The sequence below is a fragment of the Ruegeria sp. BG5 genome, assembly GCF_056538425.1.
In genome coordinates this window covers 124,652-139,453 of sequence record NZ_JBQFTC010000007.1, presented here as the reverse complement: position 1 = coordinate 139,453, position 14,802 = coordinate 124,652, and the positions used below count along the sequence as shown (strand labels likewise).

Below are 14,802 nucleotides of genomic sequence, written 5' to 3'. Positions count from 1 at the left end.
CGCTGCGCCGGGTCACACCATCTGGATGACGTCCTTTTCGATGGACAGCATATAGCCCTTTTTGGCGATATTCTTGACCAACAATTCGCTGACCATCTGGTTGCCCAACGCGTCGCGAAGGCGTTTGATACGGGTGGCCCCGGCTGCCTCGTCACAATCGGCTGCATCACGGCCCGAGATCATCGCCTCGATCTGGGCACCTGACAGGACCTCGTCGTCAAGGCGGGATTCGGCCAGAATGGACAGGGTTTCCATCGCGGCAGGGGTCAGTTTGAAGTCCATGTTGTTGAGGTAAACCGTGTTTTCCTCGCGGCTGATCAAAAGCGAGGTCACCTGAATCCCGGTGCGTTCGATCTGTGCCATGCGCCGGTTCAGCAGCACCAGCATCACCAGAAACACAAAGGCCGAAATCAGCATCGCGCAGGAAAAGACAAGCAGCACATAGATGACCATCCGATAGCTGGCCAGCGTATCGGCAAAGGCGGTGCCGGATTGGGCCAGAATCTCCAACAGCCGGATTTCGGCCTGCGTGGTCAGGTCGCTTTCGACAAACAACCTTTCGACCCGCGCGTTGAAGGCGTTGGCGTCGGGCAGGGTCCAGAACAGAAATGCGGCTGCGGTCACAAGAATGACCAGGATAGCAGCAATGCCCAGCCCGACCAGTCGAACCCCGGAGCGTCTTGCGTCAGAAACGGAGATAGAATTTTCCGGCATTGGCCTTCCTTTGATCCAACCCTTCCGGCCCAAACACCGACATGACGTTCAGCAAGGTCCAGCCGGACCCGCGCAGGCGCTGCGCGACCTCCTGCTTTGCCTGCCCTTTTTTGCACGAAGACACCTGCATCACGCCGTAATGCAGGCGCAACGGATTGTCCTGTTTGGCCTTGTAGTCGGCATAGCAATCCGCCGCCAAAGCAGAGGAGCCCACCGATAACAGGGTCGCAATGACCAGAGAAGAGAGGATCTGTTTCATAGGCCGCATCCTGCGCATGGGTGGCCGGGATATTCAATAACATAAGGGGTTAGACGCGGCTGATATTCGATAACAACCGCGCGTTATTGCTTGTCTGAAGGGGGCGGGCCCAGTGTCGGGGCATCACATTCGCGGTCCTTAGCGGGTCCGCCCCAAGTTGCGAAAGGACATGCATCATGCACCGCAAATTCATCGCCCTGATCGTCGCCACCGCCATTGCCGTTACCGGCGTTTCCGCCTCGCAAGCGCGGGCTGCAGATACCGGGGACATTCTTGGCGGGCTGGCCGCAATTGCCATCATCGGCGCGGCGGTCAATCACTATAACAAGGAAAAGCGCAGGGATCGGCCGAGCCGCCAGTATCATCACGTGTACAAGGAACCGAAGATCGTGCATCCACATGTTCGTCCGGTTCCGAAACGTGTGGCGCGATATGACCTGCCGCACCGGTGCCTGCGGACCATCAAAGGCTACGGACCCAACCGGCAGTTGCTTGGGCCAAAATGCCTGAAGAAACACTACAGACATGTCAATAGCCTGCCCAACCAATGTAAGGTCGGTTTCTGGAACGGCAAAAAGGTCAAGCGGGGGTATGAACCCGCGTGCCTGCGCCAGCAAGGATACCGCGTGGTTTACCAGTAATCGGTCACGAGCAGGAGCGGTGCCGCAAGAAGCGCCGCGCAAGAGAGGGGGCGGCACAAGCTGCCCTCTCTTTTTTCTTGCGGTCGGTCGTGAAACGCGGTTTGCCAAAGGGATGATGGTACCGAATTTTGAACTAGAGCAGGCCCTGCTGGACCGGGGGCATCTGCGTGTCGCAGGTGTTGATGAGGTCGGGCGCGGCCCGCTGGCCGGGCCGGTTGTAGCGGCTGCGGTGATTCTGAACCCCGACGATATTCCGGGCGGGTTGAACGATTCCAAGAAACTGACCGCCAAGCGCCGCGCTGCTTTGGACACGGCCTTGCGGGACAGCGCCGAATTTGCGGTTGCCGAGGCGTCGGTGGAAGAAATCGACGAGATCAACATCCTGCGCGCCTCGCATCTGGCCATGGCGCGGGCGGTGGCGGCCCTGGACCCTGCGCCCGATTTTTTGCTGATCGATGGCAATATGATACCGCGCGGCCTGAAAATCCCTTCGCAGGCGGTTGTCAAAGGGGATGCGCGATCGGTGTCGATCGCGGCGGCCTCGATCCTTGCGAAAAACTGGCGTGATCAGGTGATGGTGGATTTGGCGCAACAGCATCCGGGCTATGGGTGGGAGACAAACGCAGGTTATCCGTCAAAACAACACAAGGAGGCGCTGCAAAATCTTGGTGTGACCCCACACCATAGACGTTCGTTCAAGCCTGTCCACAATATCTTGTATCAAGAGTAAATCGTAAGTCGCTGATTCAAAAAAGAAATTGACGGCGAATCGTCTTTGACTCATCCTTGTCTCAACCAAATGAGCGCAAAAGCGCCGTGGATACTTGAGGCAGTAAAATGACAACAACCACCAAAAAGGGCGCAAAAGCGCTCCCTTTAAACACGATCCTATCCGGGGACTGCATCGATGTGATGAACAGTCTGCCCGAGGCGTCGGTTGACCTGATCTTTGCGGATCCTCCGTATAATTTGCAGTTGAAGGGGCAATTGCATCGCCCGGATAACTCTCAGGTGGATGCGGTTGACGACCATTGGGATCAGTTTTCCAGCTTTGGCGCTTATGACCAATTCACCCGCGAGTGGTTGAAAGCGGCGCATCGTCTGCTGAAACCCAATGGCGCGATCTGGGTGATCGGGTCGTACCACAACATTTTCCGCGTGGGTTCGGCCCTGCAGGATGCGGGCTACTGGATCCTGAACGACGTGGTCTGGCGCAAGTCGAACCCGATGCCGAATTTCCGCGGCAAACGATTCACCAATGCGCATGAAACGATGATCTGGGCGTCCAAGCGCGAAGGTGCGAAATACACGTTCAACTATGAGGCACTGAAGGCACTGAACGAAGGCGTGCAGATGCGCAGCGACTGGGTGCTGCCGATCTGCACCGGGCATGAACGGCTCAAGGACGAAAACGGCGACAAGGCACATCCGACGCAGAAACCGGAATCGCTGCTGCACCGTGTTCTGATCGGCTCGACCAATCCGGGGGATGTGATTCTGGACCCGTTCTTTGGCACCGGCACGACCGGCGCGGTTGCCAAGATGCTGGGACGTGAGTTCATCGGCATCGAGCGCGAGGAAAGCTATCGCAAGGTGGCCGAGAAACGTATTTCCAAGGTCCGCAAGTTCGACCGTGAGGCGCTGGAAGTCAGCGCCAGCAAACGCGCCGAACCGCGCGTGCCGTTTGGCCAGTTGGTCGAGCGCGGCATGCTGCGCCCGGGCGAGGAGCTCTATTCCATGAACCAGCGCCATAAGGCCAAGGTGCGCGCCGACGGGACGCTGGTGGGCGATAACGTCAAGGGCTCGATCCATCAGGTGGGCGCGCATCTGGAAAACGCGCCGTCCTGCAATGGCTGGACCTACTGGTGTTTCAAACGCGACGGCAAGACGGTGCCGATTGACGTGCTGCGCCAGCAGATTCGCGCGGAAATGAACTGATTTCACGAAAACCGCCGGTGCCTGTGGCCTGACACATGGCACTACGCCTTGCCCCGCCGATCATCCGGCGGGGTCTTTTGTTTTGGCCGCAGGAATGGTTGCATGGGATCACTCTGATACCTGATACGAGAGTGATCCCTCATGACAGACACCAGCGCCAGCCCCTCGCGTTTTGAAAGGTTCTTTGTCACCCGGCCCGACAATTTCGATCTGGACAACAAATATACCGAAGCCGCGCTGGAACAGCACAAGCGCGAGGGGCTGGAACTGGCCGTTCGCGCCCGCTGGATCGCGATGGGGCTGACCGGTATGCTGCTGATCTACCTGAACCCGCAGTGGGAGGTGTTGTGGTATCACTTCATCCTGCTGCTGATCTGCGCCAATGGCTGGCTGATCCGCCGCGCGGGCCGGGTGGGGCAATCGCGGGCTGAGCTGTTGCTGATATTTGTCGATCTGCTGATCATGACCTTGGGCATGATCGTGCCCAACCCGTTCAGCGACGATGTCCGACCGCTGGCGATGCAGTACCGGTTCGACAATTTCCAGTATTTCTTCATCATTCTGGCGGCTGGCACGCTGGCCTATTCGTGGCGCACGGTGATTGCCATCGGGTCTTGGACCGCAGGGGTATGGACTGCAGGGTGGATCATCGCCTGGTGGATCGCCACCCCGTTCCCCGGGATCAGCGAGCGGGTGGCGGATGCGTTGCAGGGCTATCCTGCCGTGGCGGAACTGTTGGACCCGAACAGCTTTATGGCACCACAGCGCATACAGCAGGCGATTGTTTTTGTGATGGTCGCGGTGACGCTGGGCGTATCCATGCGGCGGCTGAACCGGCTGTTGATGACCAATGCGGGGCTGGAGCGCGAGCGGGCGAACCTGTCGCGCTATTTCTCACCCAATGTGGTCGATGAACTCAGCCAGAATGACGAGCCGTTGAAACAGGTGCGCAAGGAAAACATCGCGGTTCTGTTCATCGATATCGTGGGCTTCACGAAGTTTGCGGCGGGTCGCGACCCGTATGAGGTGATCGAGGTTCTGCGCGGGTTCCATGCCCGGATGGAGACCGAGGTGTTTCGTCATCATGGGACGCTGGACAAATATCTGGGTGATGGGTTGATGGCCACGTTTGGCACGCCGGTCCCGACGCCGCTGGATGCCACCAACGCGCTGGGCTGTGCGCGGGCGATGGTGGACATGATCGACCGCTGGAATCTGGAACGCCGTCGCGCGGGCGAGGTTGAGATTCATGTGGGGATCGGGGTCCACTATGGCTCGGTCGTGTTGGGTGATATCGGGGCCAACCGTTTGGAATTTGCGGTGATCGGCGATGCGGTGAATGTCGCTGCCAAGCTTGAGGCGATGACGCGCGACTATAAGGCACGCGTTGTGGTCAGTGACGCGCTGCGGGCTCAGGCGTCGCAGGAAAGCCCCGCATACGCGATGGAAGGATTCACTAGGCGCAGCGCTCAGGCCGTGCGCGGCGTGGCCGACCCCATGGATATCTGGGTGTACTGAGGGGCTCCCGCCCGTCGTTGCTGCATCGAAGATGCAGCGCCTTCGGTTGGGCCGGGCAGCGCGCAGGGCGCGCTGCGGTCACGCATTTGGCTGGGGGTTCTGCGCCTTGTTGTAGGGATGCCAATCGGTGATCTCGGGGTAGTATTGCCGCCGCCAGGCCCGCACACGGGGGTTCATGACGCGCCGCCACAAGGGCGGGATCATCGCGGCCACCGTCATGACCGGGTAGCCATGGGGCAATTGCGGCGCGTCCTCTTTTGCGTGGTTTTGCAGCAACGGAAAGCGCCGGTTGGGTTTGTAGTGGTGATCCGAATGGCGTTGCAGGTTGATCAGCAACCAGTTTGACGCCTTTTGCGAGGCGTTCCAGGAATGGCGCGGCAGAACATGTTCGTATTTCCCGTCGCCGATATGTTTCCGGGTCAGCCCGTAATGTTCGACGTAGTTCACCAGTTCCAACTGCCAGATCGCCACGCCCGCTTGCAGCAGGAACAGCCCCAACCCGGACCATCCGCCGATCAGGGCCGCAAGCGCCAGCATTCCGCCTTGCAGCGCCCAATACCGCCAGAACGGGTTCGACGGGTCGGTCCAGGGGCGATCCTTGCGGGCCAGCTTGTCCCGCTCGGCTTTGAAGGCGGACATGAGGCATTGCAGCAGGACGCGCGGGTAGAAGCGGTGGAAGCCCTCGTTATACCGCGCGGTCACCGGGTCGCGTGGAGTGCCGACATAGCGGTGATGGACCAACAGATGTTCGGACCGGAAATGGGAATAGAGGACCATGGCAAGCAGGATATCGCCCAGCCAGCGTTCCAGCCGGGATTTCTGGTGCATCAGCTCGTGGCTGTAGTTGATGCCAACCGTACCCGAGAGGATGCCCATACCGAAAAACAGCCCGACCTTGGACCAGCCTGACAGGTGATCGGTGTGCGTGACATACCAGATCAGGCCAAACAGGGTGACAAACTGAACCGGCACCCAAAGCTTGGTCAGCAGGATGTACCAACGCAGCACATCGTCTGGCGTTTCGGGATCGGCATTGTCCAGGTTAAGGCCGGTCAGGCGGTCCAGCGCGGCAAAGGCCCACCAGGTCGTCAGCGGGATCAGCAGAACCCACCAGCCGCCTGCGATGGCTGTGATCCAGATCAGGGGAACCAGCAGAAAGGACACCCAGAAGGGCAGAGCCGTTTGCCAGCGGGTCAGGGTCTCTGTTGTGATCATCATTCGTGCTCCGAACCGGTATGGGCAGCCTAGCCGGGCGACCCAATGGGGCACAACGGGCTTATTGCCCGCGCCACAGATCGTGGGCCTTGCGCATCACGGTTGGCAGGTCGCTGGGTTTGAAATCGTGTTTGGGCAGTATCGTCAGGCCGTTTGGTGTTTCTTGCTCAGGCAGGTCCGCTGTCCAGATACGCAGAACCAGATGGAAATGAGTGAAGGTGTGGCGCACTTCGCCGGGCAGCAGGTTCCAGTCGGCGCGGAACGGAGGTGCCTCGGCTGGTGCATCCGACCAGTCCGAGCCCGGCCAGCCCAGCATTCCGCCCAACAGCCCTTTGTCGGGACGACGCTCCAGCAGCAACGCTCCGTCCCGGCGCTGGGCGATGTAGATATGCCCGAGGCGGGTGGGTTTTGGCTTTTTCGGGGTCTTCCGGGGCAATTCTGCCTGCGTTCCTGCGATGCGGGCCAGACAGGGGTCACGCAGGGGGCAGATGCCGCAGGCGGGGGATTTCGGGGTGCAGATCGTTGCGCCCAGATCCATCACCGCCTGCGCATGGTCGCCGGGGCGCTGATCCGGCGTCAGCGCGGCGGCCTTGGCCTTCAGAACTGGTTTCGATCCGGGCAGTGGATCATGAATGTCATAAAGCCGCGCCATGACACGCTCGACATTGCCGTCCAGCACGGTCTCGGGCCGGTCAAAGGCAATGGATGCGATGGCGGCAGCGGTGTAGGGGCCGATCCCCGGTAGGTTCAGCAGGGCGTCATAGGTGTCGGGGAACCGCCCGTCATGCTGATCCGCCACGACCCGGGCGCATTTCAGCAGGTTGCGGGCGCGGGCGTAGTAGCCAAGCCCTGCCCATTCGCCCATCACCTGATCATCCGGCGCGGCGGCCAGATCATGAACGGTTGGCCAGCGCGAGGTGAAACGCATGAAGTAATCACGTACGGCAGCAACGGTTGTTTGTTGCAGCATTACTTCGGACAACCAGACGCGATAGGGGTCTGGCTGCACGCCTGCGGCACGATCCGCAGGCCCTACGCGCCATGGCATGTGCCGCGCGTGACGGTCATACCAGTCGAGCAATGCGACGCTCAGGTCGAATTCAGGGCTGTCACGCAAGATTTATCTAACTCTCTGTCGGGTTTCGCTGGCACCTGCCGTTTCGCCCATTACAATAGCGGCGCAGGAGTTGGAAACCAGATGCAGCGCAGACGTTCTTCGACCCGCGGGTTCAAACGGACCGCGACATTGCTGAACGACCAGATCAGGCGCGCCGGGGAAAGCCGGGGCTTTGCCGTGTCGCGTCTGTTGACCCACTGGGCCGAGATTGTGGGGCAGGACACCGCCTCGATCGCGCGTCCGGTCAATGTGGGCTATGGCAAGGGCGGGATCGGCGCGACGCTGACCCTGCTGACCACGGGCCCACAGGCCCCGATGCTGGAGATGCAGAAGGAACAGCTGCGCGGCAAGGTGAACGCCGTATACGGCTATAACGCGATCAGCCGCATTCGCATCACCCAGACCGCTCCGACAGGATTTGCCGAGGGGCAGGCCAGTTTCGATCACAAACCGAAACACGCAAAACCGGAAATAAAACCAGAAATTGCGGCCGAGGCAGACAAAGTGTCGCGCGATGTTCACGATGGTGATTTGCGCGCTGCCCTTGAACGTTTGGGCCGCAACGTTTTATCCAAACAGAAACGCTGAGAAAGGGCTGAGAATGAGCCGTATTGCAACCGTAATCTGTGCGGCTGTCGCCGTCGCCGCTGGCGGCTATTGGCTGACAACCTCGAATTCCACCCCGGCCAACCCGCTGGTTGGCAGTGCCATCGCGCAAGAGGCCGATCTGGACACCTCGACCATCGTCGAAATGGTGCAGGGTGCCGAGGATGCGCCGGTCGAGATCATCGAATACGCATCCTATACCTGCCCGCATTGTGCAAATTTCCATCAGGGCGCGTATAAGCAGCTCAAGAAGGATTTCATCGACACCGGGAAGGTCAAGTTCATCTACCGAGAGGTGTATTTTGACCGCTATGGTCTGTGGGCCTCGATGGTTGCGCGCTGCGCGGGTCCCGAGAAGTTCTTTGGCATCACCGACCTGATCTATGAAGGTCAGTCCGAATGGACCCGCGCGGGCGGCCCGCCGGAAATCGTCGACGAGCTGCGCAAGATCGGGCGTCTGGCCGGGATCGATGGCGATCAGCTAGAAGCCTGCCTGCAGGACGGTACCCGCGCCCAGACACTGGTTGCGTGGTATCAGGAAAACGCCGAGCGTGACGATATTCAGGCCACCCCGTCCTTCATCGTCAACGGCGAGAAGGTGTCGAACCAGTCCTACGAGGATTTCAAGCGGCTGATCGAAGCCGAGCTTGGCAGCTAAACCCATTCCCGGTCAGCCCGTTCAGGGCTGGCCGGATCCATCAGGGCGAAGGTGCCGCCTTTAACAGCATCTCGCGCACAGAATCGGCATCTGCCACTTGCAGGCGCACCGGCAGGGTCACGACCTTGCGACGAAAGGCATCGGGCAACCGGACCGCATCTTTTTCCGTTGTCACCATCTGGGCACCCAAGGACCGGGCTTCGTTCTCAAGCCGGGTCATAAGGGCTGTCGTCAGCGGTTGGTGATCGTCCAAAGCCTCGGCCCGCAGCAGCTCGGCCCCTTGCTGGCGCAGGGTCTGGAAGAATTTCTCGGGATGTCCGATGCCTGCAAAGGCCAGCACGCGCGACCCGGCCCAGTCCATTCCTGTTTGCAAAGGTTCGACGACACCGGTCGCGTGCGGCACTGAAATCTGATCGCCCCACTGATCGGCAAATACCTGTTGCGCGGGGGCGTCGCCAAGGGACAGAACCAGATCGGCGCGTTTCAGGCCCACATCGACGGGTTCGCGCAAAGGCCCAGCAGGCAGGCACAACCCGTTCCCGAACCCGCGTTGCGCGTCCACCACGATGATCGAGAAATCCTTGGCGACCGAGGGGTTCTGGAACCCGTCATCCAGCACGATCACACTTGCGCCTTCTTGTGCGGCAGCACGCGCACCGGCGGCGCGATCCTTGGCCACCCAAACCTCGGCAAACATGGCCAGCAGCAGCGGTTCGTCGCCGACTTGCGCGGCCGAATGTTTGCTTGGATCGACCCGCACCGGTCCTTCCAGCGACCCGCCATGTCCGCGTGTGACGATATGCGGTTCGTGCCAGTTGCTTCGCAACTGTTCCACAACCCAGATCGCCGTGGGGGTCTTTCCGGTTCCGCCTGCATTCAGGTTGCCGATGCAGATCACCGGAACGCCCGGATTGACCCCGGTATCGGATGCAACGCGGCGCGCGGTTGCCGATGCGTAGATACGGCCCAGAGGGGCCAGTAGCCGCGCCCGCAGGTCCAGCTTGTCTGGGCCGGTGTTCCAGAACTCAGGTGCTCGCATCATCTGCACTCCGCTGGTCCAGCGCTTCCTGCACCATGTCGATCAACTGGTCGGCCTGCGGCGCGCCTTCGGTGATCATTTGCCATCCTGCAAGGGCCATGCCCGCCGCCTGATCGGGGGCCAGAAGCTCGACAATCGCATCGCCCAATTCGGTGGCGGATTTCACCATGCGTGCCGCCTTGACCTGTTTCAACTGATCGTAAAGCTCTTGCTGGCTGTGCACAAAGGGGCCGTGCACAATGGCCGATCCCAATGCAATCGTCTCAAGCGGGTCCTTGCCAGCTGCGCCACGTTCAAGCGAACTGGCCATGAATGTGACGGGTGAGACTCGTTGCCAGAGGCCCAGATCTTCGGGCTCGGATGTCAGAATGACCTGTGTCGTGTCTTCGATCTTGTCGCCCTGATCCCAGTAGGCACAGCGCAGATCCATCGATTCAAGCCGCCTGTGCAGCGGTCCGGCTTCGCGCATGTCGGCCACATGCAGCACCAGCGCCAGACGCGGCAGCATCCGCATCGCCTGACGATGGGCACTGAGAACCGAGATGAATTCCTTGTCCTGCACCCATGCCGCCAGCCAGACGGGCCGACCCGAAAAGATGTGATTGATCTCAATAAGCTCGTCTTCGGGCCAGGGTTCCGGGTTGGGGCTGATCTGCAGGGGGGGAGATACGGCAACCTTGGCCGATGCAACACCCATGCGCCGGATCTGGCGTGATGTGTCTTCGGATTTGGTCAGGATTCTGTCAAAGCAATCAAATGTATACCGGGAAATGTCCGGCAGCCACCGCGCGGTTCTGGGGATCTCGATCTCCAGCGTCGCCTCGATCAGGATCAGCGGTATGCCCCGTTCCTGAGCGCGGGTAATGATGTTGGGCATCAGGCCGCCGCCAACCCACAGCCCCATATTCGGACGCCAGTGGTTCAGAAACCCGCGTGCCGCGCCGGTGTGCTCGACCGGCAGGGTGATCAGCGGATAGGGCGTTTCGGCCCATCGTTTCAGGTCAGCCTTTGGCGGTGCGCTCAGCAGGATGGACAGGCCGGGCCGGACCTGTTGCAGACGGTGGCAGAAGTGATTGATCACCCGCAGCCGGTCCTGATCTGCGATGTGGATCCACAACAACTCCCCTTCAGGTCGCGGCAGGTCGGGCTGGCCATTGCCGTTGGGAACCCCCCACGACAAAACCCGATAGGCCGCAAGGCTGAGAGAGCGGGGCTTGCTCATCCGCTGATCCCGGGGCCGTTGGGATCCAGTTGTTCGGATAGCTGGTCGTGCAGGGGTTTCCCGGCGGCAATCACCCCGTTCAGGCGGGGATGGGCATTGTTGAAGCGCAGCGGTTGGCCTGCACGGTCGGAGCAGATGCCGCCCGCCTCGCGCACGATCAGGTCGCCTGCCGCGATGTCCCATTCCCAACTGGGGCGCAGGGTGAGCATCCCGTCGAACCGGCCCTGCGCGACCAGCGCCATGCGATAGGCCAGCGACGGGCGATAGGCCCGCGTGAACGACGGGGGCTGGCCCTGACGCCAATGATGGGGCGCGAGGTTTGGTTTGGCCGCCAAAAGCTCGGAATCGTCCAGCGTGGCGGTTGTTGCGATGCGGATGGGGGCGCCGTTCAGCGTGGCCCCCTGACCCTTGGCTGCGGCGTACAGCAGGTCGCGCAGGGGCAGATAGATCACCGCTGCCGTGACCTCACCCTTCTCAGCGATGGCCAGCGAATGCGCCCATGTGCGGGCACCCTCGGCAAAGCTGCGGGTGCCGTCGATCGGGTCGATGACAAAGACGCGGTCGCGGTTCAGCCGATCCGGCGTATCCTCGGTTTCTTCGCTCAGCCAGCCGTAATCGGGGCGGGCTGCGGGCAGGTGCTGCTCCAGCATGGCGTTTACCGCCAGGTCGGCCTCGGTCACCGGCCCGGCCCCGTCGGGCTTGTCCCAGCGTTGCGCCTGCGCCCCGGAATAGCGGGTGGCGATCTTTCCGGCCTCAAGGGCTGCGTCGATCAGAAGTGGCAGATCAGTTGCCGGCAAGCGTCATTCCTTCGATCAGCACCGAGGGGACGACCCGCGACAGATAAGCCCGCGCGTCATTGGCCGGGATCATCCGTTTCAGCATGTCGTGCAGATTGCCTGCGATGGTGCATTCGTTGACCGGGTGCGTGATCTCACCGTTTTCGACCCAGAATCCGGAGGCCCCACGCGAGTAATCGCCGGTATTCGGGTTGATCGTCGAACCGATCATCGACGTCACCAACAGGCCGGTGCCCATGTCGCGGATCAGGTCCGCGCGGCTTTGGTCACCCTGGGTCAGGCTCAGGTTCCAGTTGCTGGGCGAGGGCGGCCCCGACACGCCGCGTGTGGCGTTGCCGGTCGAGGCCATGTCCAGCTTGCGCGCGCTGGACAGATCCAGCGTCCAGCCCGTCAGAATGCCGTTTTCGACAATCGCGCGGCGGCGGGTCGGCAGCCCTTCGGCATCAAAGGGGCGCGAGCCCGAGATGCGCGGGCGGCTGGGGTCTTCGATCAGAGACAAATGTTCGGGCAGAATCTGCTTCCCAAGGCTGTCTTTCAGCCACGAGGCCCCGCGCGCGATGGCGGCACCGTTGCTGGCGGCCAGCAAATGCCCGATCAAAGACGATGAGATACGTTCATCAAACAGAACCGGAAAGCTGCCGGTCTCGGGCTTGCGCGCACCCCCAAGGGCCACGGCGCGTTCGCCCGCCTTGCGACCGATCTCCTGCGGGTCGCGCAGGTCGGACTGGAACGTGCGGCTGTCGCCGTCATAATCCCGCTCCATCCCCGTGCCTTCGCCCGAGATGGCGACGCACGAGGTTGAGCGATAACTGCGCGCATACCCGCCCGAAAACCCGTTCGTGGCGGCCAGAAAAACGCGGTGGGTTCCATAGCTTGCACCGGCGTCGGACACTTGCGACACGCCCGGTACGGCCAAAGCGGCGGCTTCGGCGGCAAGCGCATCCTGCATCAACGCATCTGGGGCAGGTTCCGGGGTGGGGTCGAACAATTCCAGCGCGTCGATGTCCCAGCCATTGGCCAGTTGCGCGGCATCGGCCAACCCGGCAAAGGGGTCCTCGGGGGCCTCTTTCGCCATGGCAACGGCGCGTTCGGCCATCGCGTTCAGGGTTTCGGGACGATTGTCAGAGCTTGAGACGATGGCCTGCCGTTTGCCGACAAACACCCGCAGCCCAAGATCGGTCCCTTCCGAACGTTCCGCATGTTCCAGGGCCCCGCCGCGCACTTCGACCGAGACCGACGAGCCGTCGATAACAATCGCATCGGCCGCTTCAGCCCCGGCTTTGCGGGCCGCATCCAGCAGGGATTGGCTGATTTCTTCTGGTGTGCGCGTCATGGGGCCTCCGGTTTGACTGCAATGGACCTAGCCTTGCACAGCCCGTCTCGCAAGACCCGTGACCGAATGGTTTTGTGACGTCTGCACCGTAGGTCAAGGGCAAGGGCGCGCGGTCACGCCCTTGCCCGATCACATTTACTTAATACGCTGACCATTCGCCAGAATCTGGCCGTCTTCGGTGAATTCGATGGTTGAATTCAGCGTGTCGGGCTCATCCCCCGGCACCGCCATCATGCCCATCATCATCCGGGCGCCCAAGGCATCGCTGTCGGACATCAGGCCCATTCCGATCAGCTTGTCGATCAGTGCATTTGCCCCCACCAGTTGAAGGTTCGCGACACCAGCCGGGGCGGGCATGCCGAATTCCTCGGTGTTTGCGTTGTCGAAGGTGAAATCGCCGTCACCGGTCAGTCTTGCCCCAACCAGCGAAACCAGAAGCTCGTTGATCTTCAGCGAGTGCAGCTCGGCCGGAATCTCGCCTGTTGCTTCGAACTCGGCGGCCTCTTCGGGATCGAAGATGTTCATCAGAACTTTGGCGGTGCCGCTGGTGTCCAGCGCGATGGTCGCCGGATCGCGGGGCAGAGTGCCTGCGGGGTCAAACATGCTCCACAAGATATCCGACATGGTGAAATCGGTCAGGTTCATCGAGAAGCCAAACGGCTTGACCTCATCCGAAGGTTGAACCGGAATCTCAAGTTGCAGACCGGCTTTCTCCATCGCGGCTTCCAATGGGAAGGGCAGGTCCGCCGTTGTCACCGCCAGCTTGGTATTGTTCTGCTCGATATCATAGGCAATCCGCTCGGCATCCATGCTGGCCGCAAAGCGCCCGCCTTCGGATGAGCTGGCCATGTTGAACTGCTCACCCTCGCTGACGCCGCTGATATCGGTCTTGCCCGAGGCATAGGTGAAATCGCCCGCAAAGGCGAAACCGGCAGCGTACAGCGCCTCAGGATCGCTGAGGTCAAATTCCAGCGGCAGGATGTTTTCACCCGCAAACGTCAACTGGTCCATTTTGCCGACAAACAGGCCGGAATCGCCGTTCTCAGGGTCTTCGAACTGGATGTCGTAGGACAGTTCGGCGGCTTCGAACGTCTGATCGATTGTGCGCTCATCACCGATCAACATGCGAGAGCTTCCGGACAGGTCGGTCATGTCAAAGCTGACATTCAGAGCATCATCGGGCAGGGCTTCGTCGCCAGCCTGCAACTCGCCCAGAACGATGCTGAGGGTGGATGCGGAATAGTCATAGGTCATGTCTTCGGGCGAGCCGGAAACAACCATGTCCAGATCGGTCTGCGAATAGATCAGGTCGACCGAGAATGCCTCATCTTCGGCCGTGCCCGAGATTGTCATCGGGAAGCTGTCGGGAAAGCCGATGCTGACGGTGCCATCGCCGTTTTCGGTCAGTGTCATTTCCGGCATGACCATCTGGAACTGACCGTCATCTTCGGGGAAGGTCATCGACAGGGTCATGTCCGCGATTGTGGTCACGTCCCCGGCGTTGCTTTGATCGCCGGTAATTGTATAGCCCATCGACTGGAAATAGTTCTGCCAATCGGCCCAGACATCATTTGCAGTCAGGTCGGCCCAGGCGCCTTGGGTGGCAACGGCGTAAGCCAGGGCTGCGCCGCAGCTGCGGCGAAGGAAAACAGACATAAGGTAACCCTTCTTGATCAATTTGTGGCGCATGGTCGGGGTTGCGGCGGGTATCGTCAAGGGGCAAGGGCTGGACGCCTTCCCCGTTT

At 61.0% G+C, this 14,802-nt stretch carries 15 protein-coding genes; 6 read left to right on the top strand and 9 right to left on the bottom strand.

Annotated features, from left to right (window positions below; translation table 11 throughout):
• Window positions 1-12: 12 nt before the first annotated feature.
• On the bottom strand, window positions 13-714 hold the full coding sequence (locus ACR0KX_RS18310) for a helix-turn-helix domain-containing protein (RefSeq protein WP_170455272.1): 702 nt from the start codon (window positions 712-714) through the stop codon (window positions 13-15).
• A complete protein-coding gene (locus ACR0KX_RS18305) occupies window positions 686-973 on the bottom strand; it encodes a hypothetical protein (protein ID WP_170455270.1) in 288 nt (95 codons plus the stop codon). Before ACR0KX_RS18305 ends, ACR0KX_RS18310 begins: the two co-directional genes overlap by 29 nt.
• Window positions 974-1,149: 176 nt before the next feature.
• Between ACR0KX_RS18305 and ACR0KX_RS18300 the strand changes: the two genes are divergently transcribed.
• The 4 genes from ACR0KX_RS18300 (at window position 1,150) to ACR0KX_RS18285 (ending at window position 5,070) form a co-directional block, all read left to right on the top strand.
• Window positions 1,150-1,614: a hypothetical protein gene (locus tag ACR0KX_RS18300; RefSeq protein WP_480708664.1), complete on the top strand. Its 465-nt coding sequence runs from the start codon at window positions 1,150-1,152 to the stop codon at window positions 1,612-1,614.
• Between the two features lie 112 nt (window positions 1,615-1,726).
• Complete coding sequence (locus tag ACR0KX_RS18295) at window positions 1,727-2,344, top strand: ribonuclease HII (RefSeq protein ID WP_170455266.1); 618 nt, start codon at window positions 1,727-1,729, stop codon at window positions 2,342-2,344.
• A 107-nt stretch (window positions 2,345-2,451) separates the two neighbouring features.
• Window positions 2,452-3,552 (top strand): site-specific DNA-methyltransferase, encoded by a 1,101-nt coding sequence (locus ACR0KX_RS18290; protein WP_170455264.1) that lies wholly within the window; start codon window positions 2,452-2,454, stop codon window positions 3,550-3,552.
• 141 nt (window positions 3,553-3,693) lie between these two features.
• Entirely contained in the window at window positions 3,694-5,070 is a 1,377-nt protein-coding gene (locus tag ACR0KX_RS18285) for an adenylate/guanylate cyclase domain-containing protein (protein ID WP_170624625.1), read from the top strand.
• 78 nt (window positions 5,071-5,148) lie between these two features.
• Here the strand turns inward: ACR0KX_RS18285 and ACR0KX_RS18280 are convergent, their stop codons facing one another.
• Together ACR0KX_RS18280 and mutY are read right to left on the bottom strand one after the other, a co-directional pair.
• Window positions 5,149-6,285 (bottom strand): alkane 1-monooxygenase, encoded by a 1,137-nt coding sequence (locus ACR0KX_RS18280; protein ID WP_170455414.1) that lies wholly within the window; start codon window positions 6,283-6,285, stop codon window positions 5,149-5,151.
• 61 nt (window positions 6,286-6,346) lie between these two features.
• Window positions 6,347-7,402: an A/G-specific adenine glycosylase gene (mutY, locus tag ACR0KX_RS18275; protein ID WP_170624623.1), complete on the bottom strand. Its 1,056-nt coding sequence runs from the start codon at window positions 7,400-7,402 to the stop codon at window positions 6,347-6,349.
• An 81-nt stretch (window positions 7,403-7,483) separates the two neighbouring features.
• Between mutY and ACR0KX_RS18270 the strand changes: the two genes are divergently transcribed.
• Both ACR0KX_RS18270 and ACR0KX_RS18265 read left to right on the top strand, forming a co-directional pair.
• A complete protein-coding gene (locus tag ACR0KX_RS18270; protein ID WP_170455258.1) occupies window positions 7,484-7,990 on the top strand; it encodes a DciA family protein in 507 nt (168 codons plus the stop codon).
• A 13-nt stretch (window positions 7,991-8,003) separates the two neighbouring features.
• The gene (locus ACR0KX_RS18265; RefSeq protein WP_170455256.1) at window positions 8,004-8,666 is read left to right on the top strand and encodes a DsbA family protein; all 663 of its coding nucleotides are present in this window, start codon (window positions 8,004-8,006) and stop codon (window positions 8,664-8,666) included.
• A gap of 40 nt (window positions 8,667-8,706) precedes the next feature.
• On the opposite strand, the gene lpxK is transcribed toward ACR0KX_RS18265, so the two are convergent.
• From lpxK to ACR0KX_RS18240, 5 genes are all read right to left on the bottom strand, one after another.
• On the bottom strand, window positions 8,707-9,705 hold the full coding sequence (gene lpxK, locus ACR0KX_RS18260; protein WP_170624713.1) for a tetraacyldisaccharide 4'-kinase: 999 nt from the start codon (window positions 9,703-9,705) through the stop codon (window positions 8,707-8,709).
• Window positions 9,692-10,927, bottom strand: a complete 1,236-nt coding sequence (locus ACR0KX_RS18255; RefSeq protein WP_170455253.1) for a glycosyltransferase N-terminal domain-containing protein — start codon at window positions 10,925-10,927, stop codon at window positions 9,692-9,694. Before ACR0KX_RS18255 ends, lpxK begins: the two co-directional genes overlap by 14 nt.
• Window positions 10,924-11,724 (bottom strand): 3'(2'),5'-bisphosphate nucleotidase CysQ, encoded by an 801-nt coding sequence (locus tag ACR0KX_RS18250; protein WP_170624621.1) that lies wholly within the window; start codon window positions 11,722-11,724, stop codon window positions 10,924-10,926. Before ACR0KX_RS18250 ends, ACR0KX_RS18255 begins: the two co-directional genes overlap by 4 nt.
• Complete coding sequence (locus ACR0KX_RS18245; protein ID WP_170624619.1) at window positions 11,711-13,057, bottom strand: TldD/PmbA family protein; 1,347 nt, start codon at window positions 13,055-13,057, stop codon at window positions 11,711-11,713. Before ACR0KX_RS18245 ends, ACR0KX_RS18250 begins: the two co-directional genes overlap by 14 nt.
• Window positions 13,058-13,192: 135 nt before the next feature.
• The gene (locus ACR0KX_RS18240; RefSeq protein ID WP_170624617.1) at window positions 13,193-14,713 is read right to left on the bottom strand and encodes a DUF2125 domain-containing protein; all 1,521 of its coding nucleotides are present in this window, start codon (window positions 14,711-14,713) and stop codon (window positions 13,193-13,195) included.
• Between the last annotated feature and the right edge of the window lie 89 nt (window positions 14,714-14,802).

What these genes read in the sequence shown, in the direction of transcription:
- ACR0KX_RS18300 (WP_480708664.1), top strand. Translation starts at nt 1,150, where the DNA reads ATGCACCGCAAATTCATCGCCCTGATCGTCGCCACCGCCATTGCCGTT.
- ACR0KX_RS18270 (WP_170455258.1), top strand. Translation starts at nt 7,484, where the DNA reads ATGCAGCGCAGACGTTCTTCGACCCGCGGGTTCAAACGGACCGCGACA.
- ACR0KX_RS18295 (WP_170455266.1), top strand. Translation starts at nt 1,727, where the DNA reads ATGATGGTACCGAATTTTGAACTAGAGCAGGCCCTGCTGGACCGGGGG.
- ACR0KX_RS18285 (WP_170624625.1), top strand. Translation starts at nt 3,694, where the DNA reads ATGACAGACACCAGCGCCAGCCCCTCGCGTTTTGAAAGGTTCTTTGTC.
- ACR0KX_RS18310 (WP_170455272.1), bottom strand. Translation starts at nt 714, where the DNA reads ATGCCGGAAAATTCTATCTCCGTTTCTGACGCAAGACGCTCCGGGGTT.
- ACR0KX_RS18255 (WP_170455253.1), bottom strand. Translation starts at nt 10,927, where the DNA reads ATGAGCAAGCCCCGCTCTCTCAGCCTTGCGGCCTATCGGGTTTTGTCG.
- ACR0KX_RS18290 (WP_170455264.1), top strand. Translation starts at nt 2,452, where the DNA reads ATGACAACAACCACCAAAAAGGGCGCAAAAGCGCTCCCTTTAAACACG.
- ACR0KX_RS18245 (WP_170624619.1), bottom strand. Translation starts at nt 13,057, where the DNA reads ATGACGCGCACACCAGAAGAAATCAGCCAATCCCTGCTGGATGCGGCC.
- ACR0KX_RS18240 (WP_170624617.1), bottom strand. Translation starts at nt 14,713, where the DNA reads ATGTCTGTTTTCCTTCGCCGCAGCTGCGGCGCAGCCCTGGCTTACGCC.
- ACR0KX_RS18305 (WP_170455270.1), bottom strand. Translation starts at nt 973, where the DNA reads ATGAAACAGATCCTCTCTTCTCTGGTCATTGCGACCCTGTTATCGGTG.
- lpxK (WP_170624713.1), bottom strand. Translation starts at nt 9,705, where the DNA reads ATGCGAGCACCTGAGTTCTGGAACACCGGCCCAGACAAGCTGGACCTG.
- ACR0KX_RS18265 (WP_170455256.1), top strand. Translation starts at nt 8,004, where the DNA reads ATGAGCCGTATTGCAACCGTAATCTGTGCGGCTGTCGCCGTCGCCGCT.
- ACR0KX_RS18280 (WP_170455414.1), bottom strand. Translation starts at nt 6,285, where the DNA reads ATGATCACAACAGAGACCCTGACCCGCTGGCAAACGGCTCTGCCCTTC.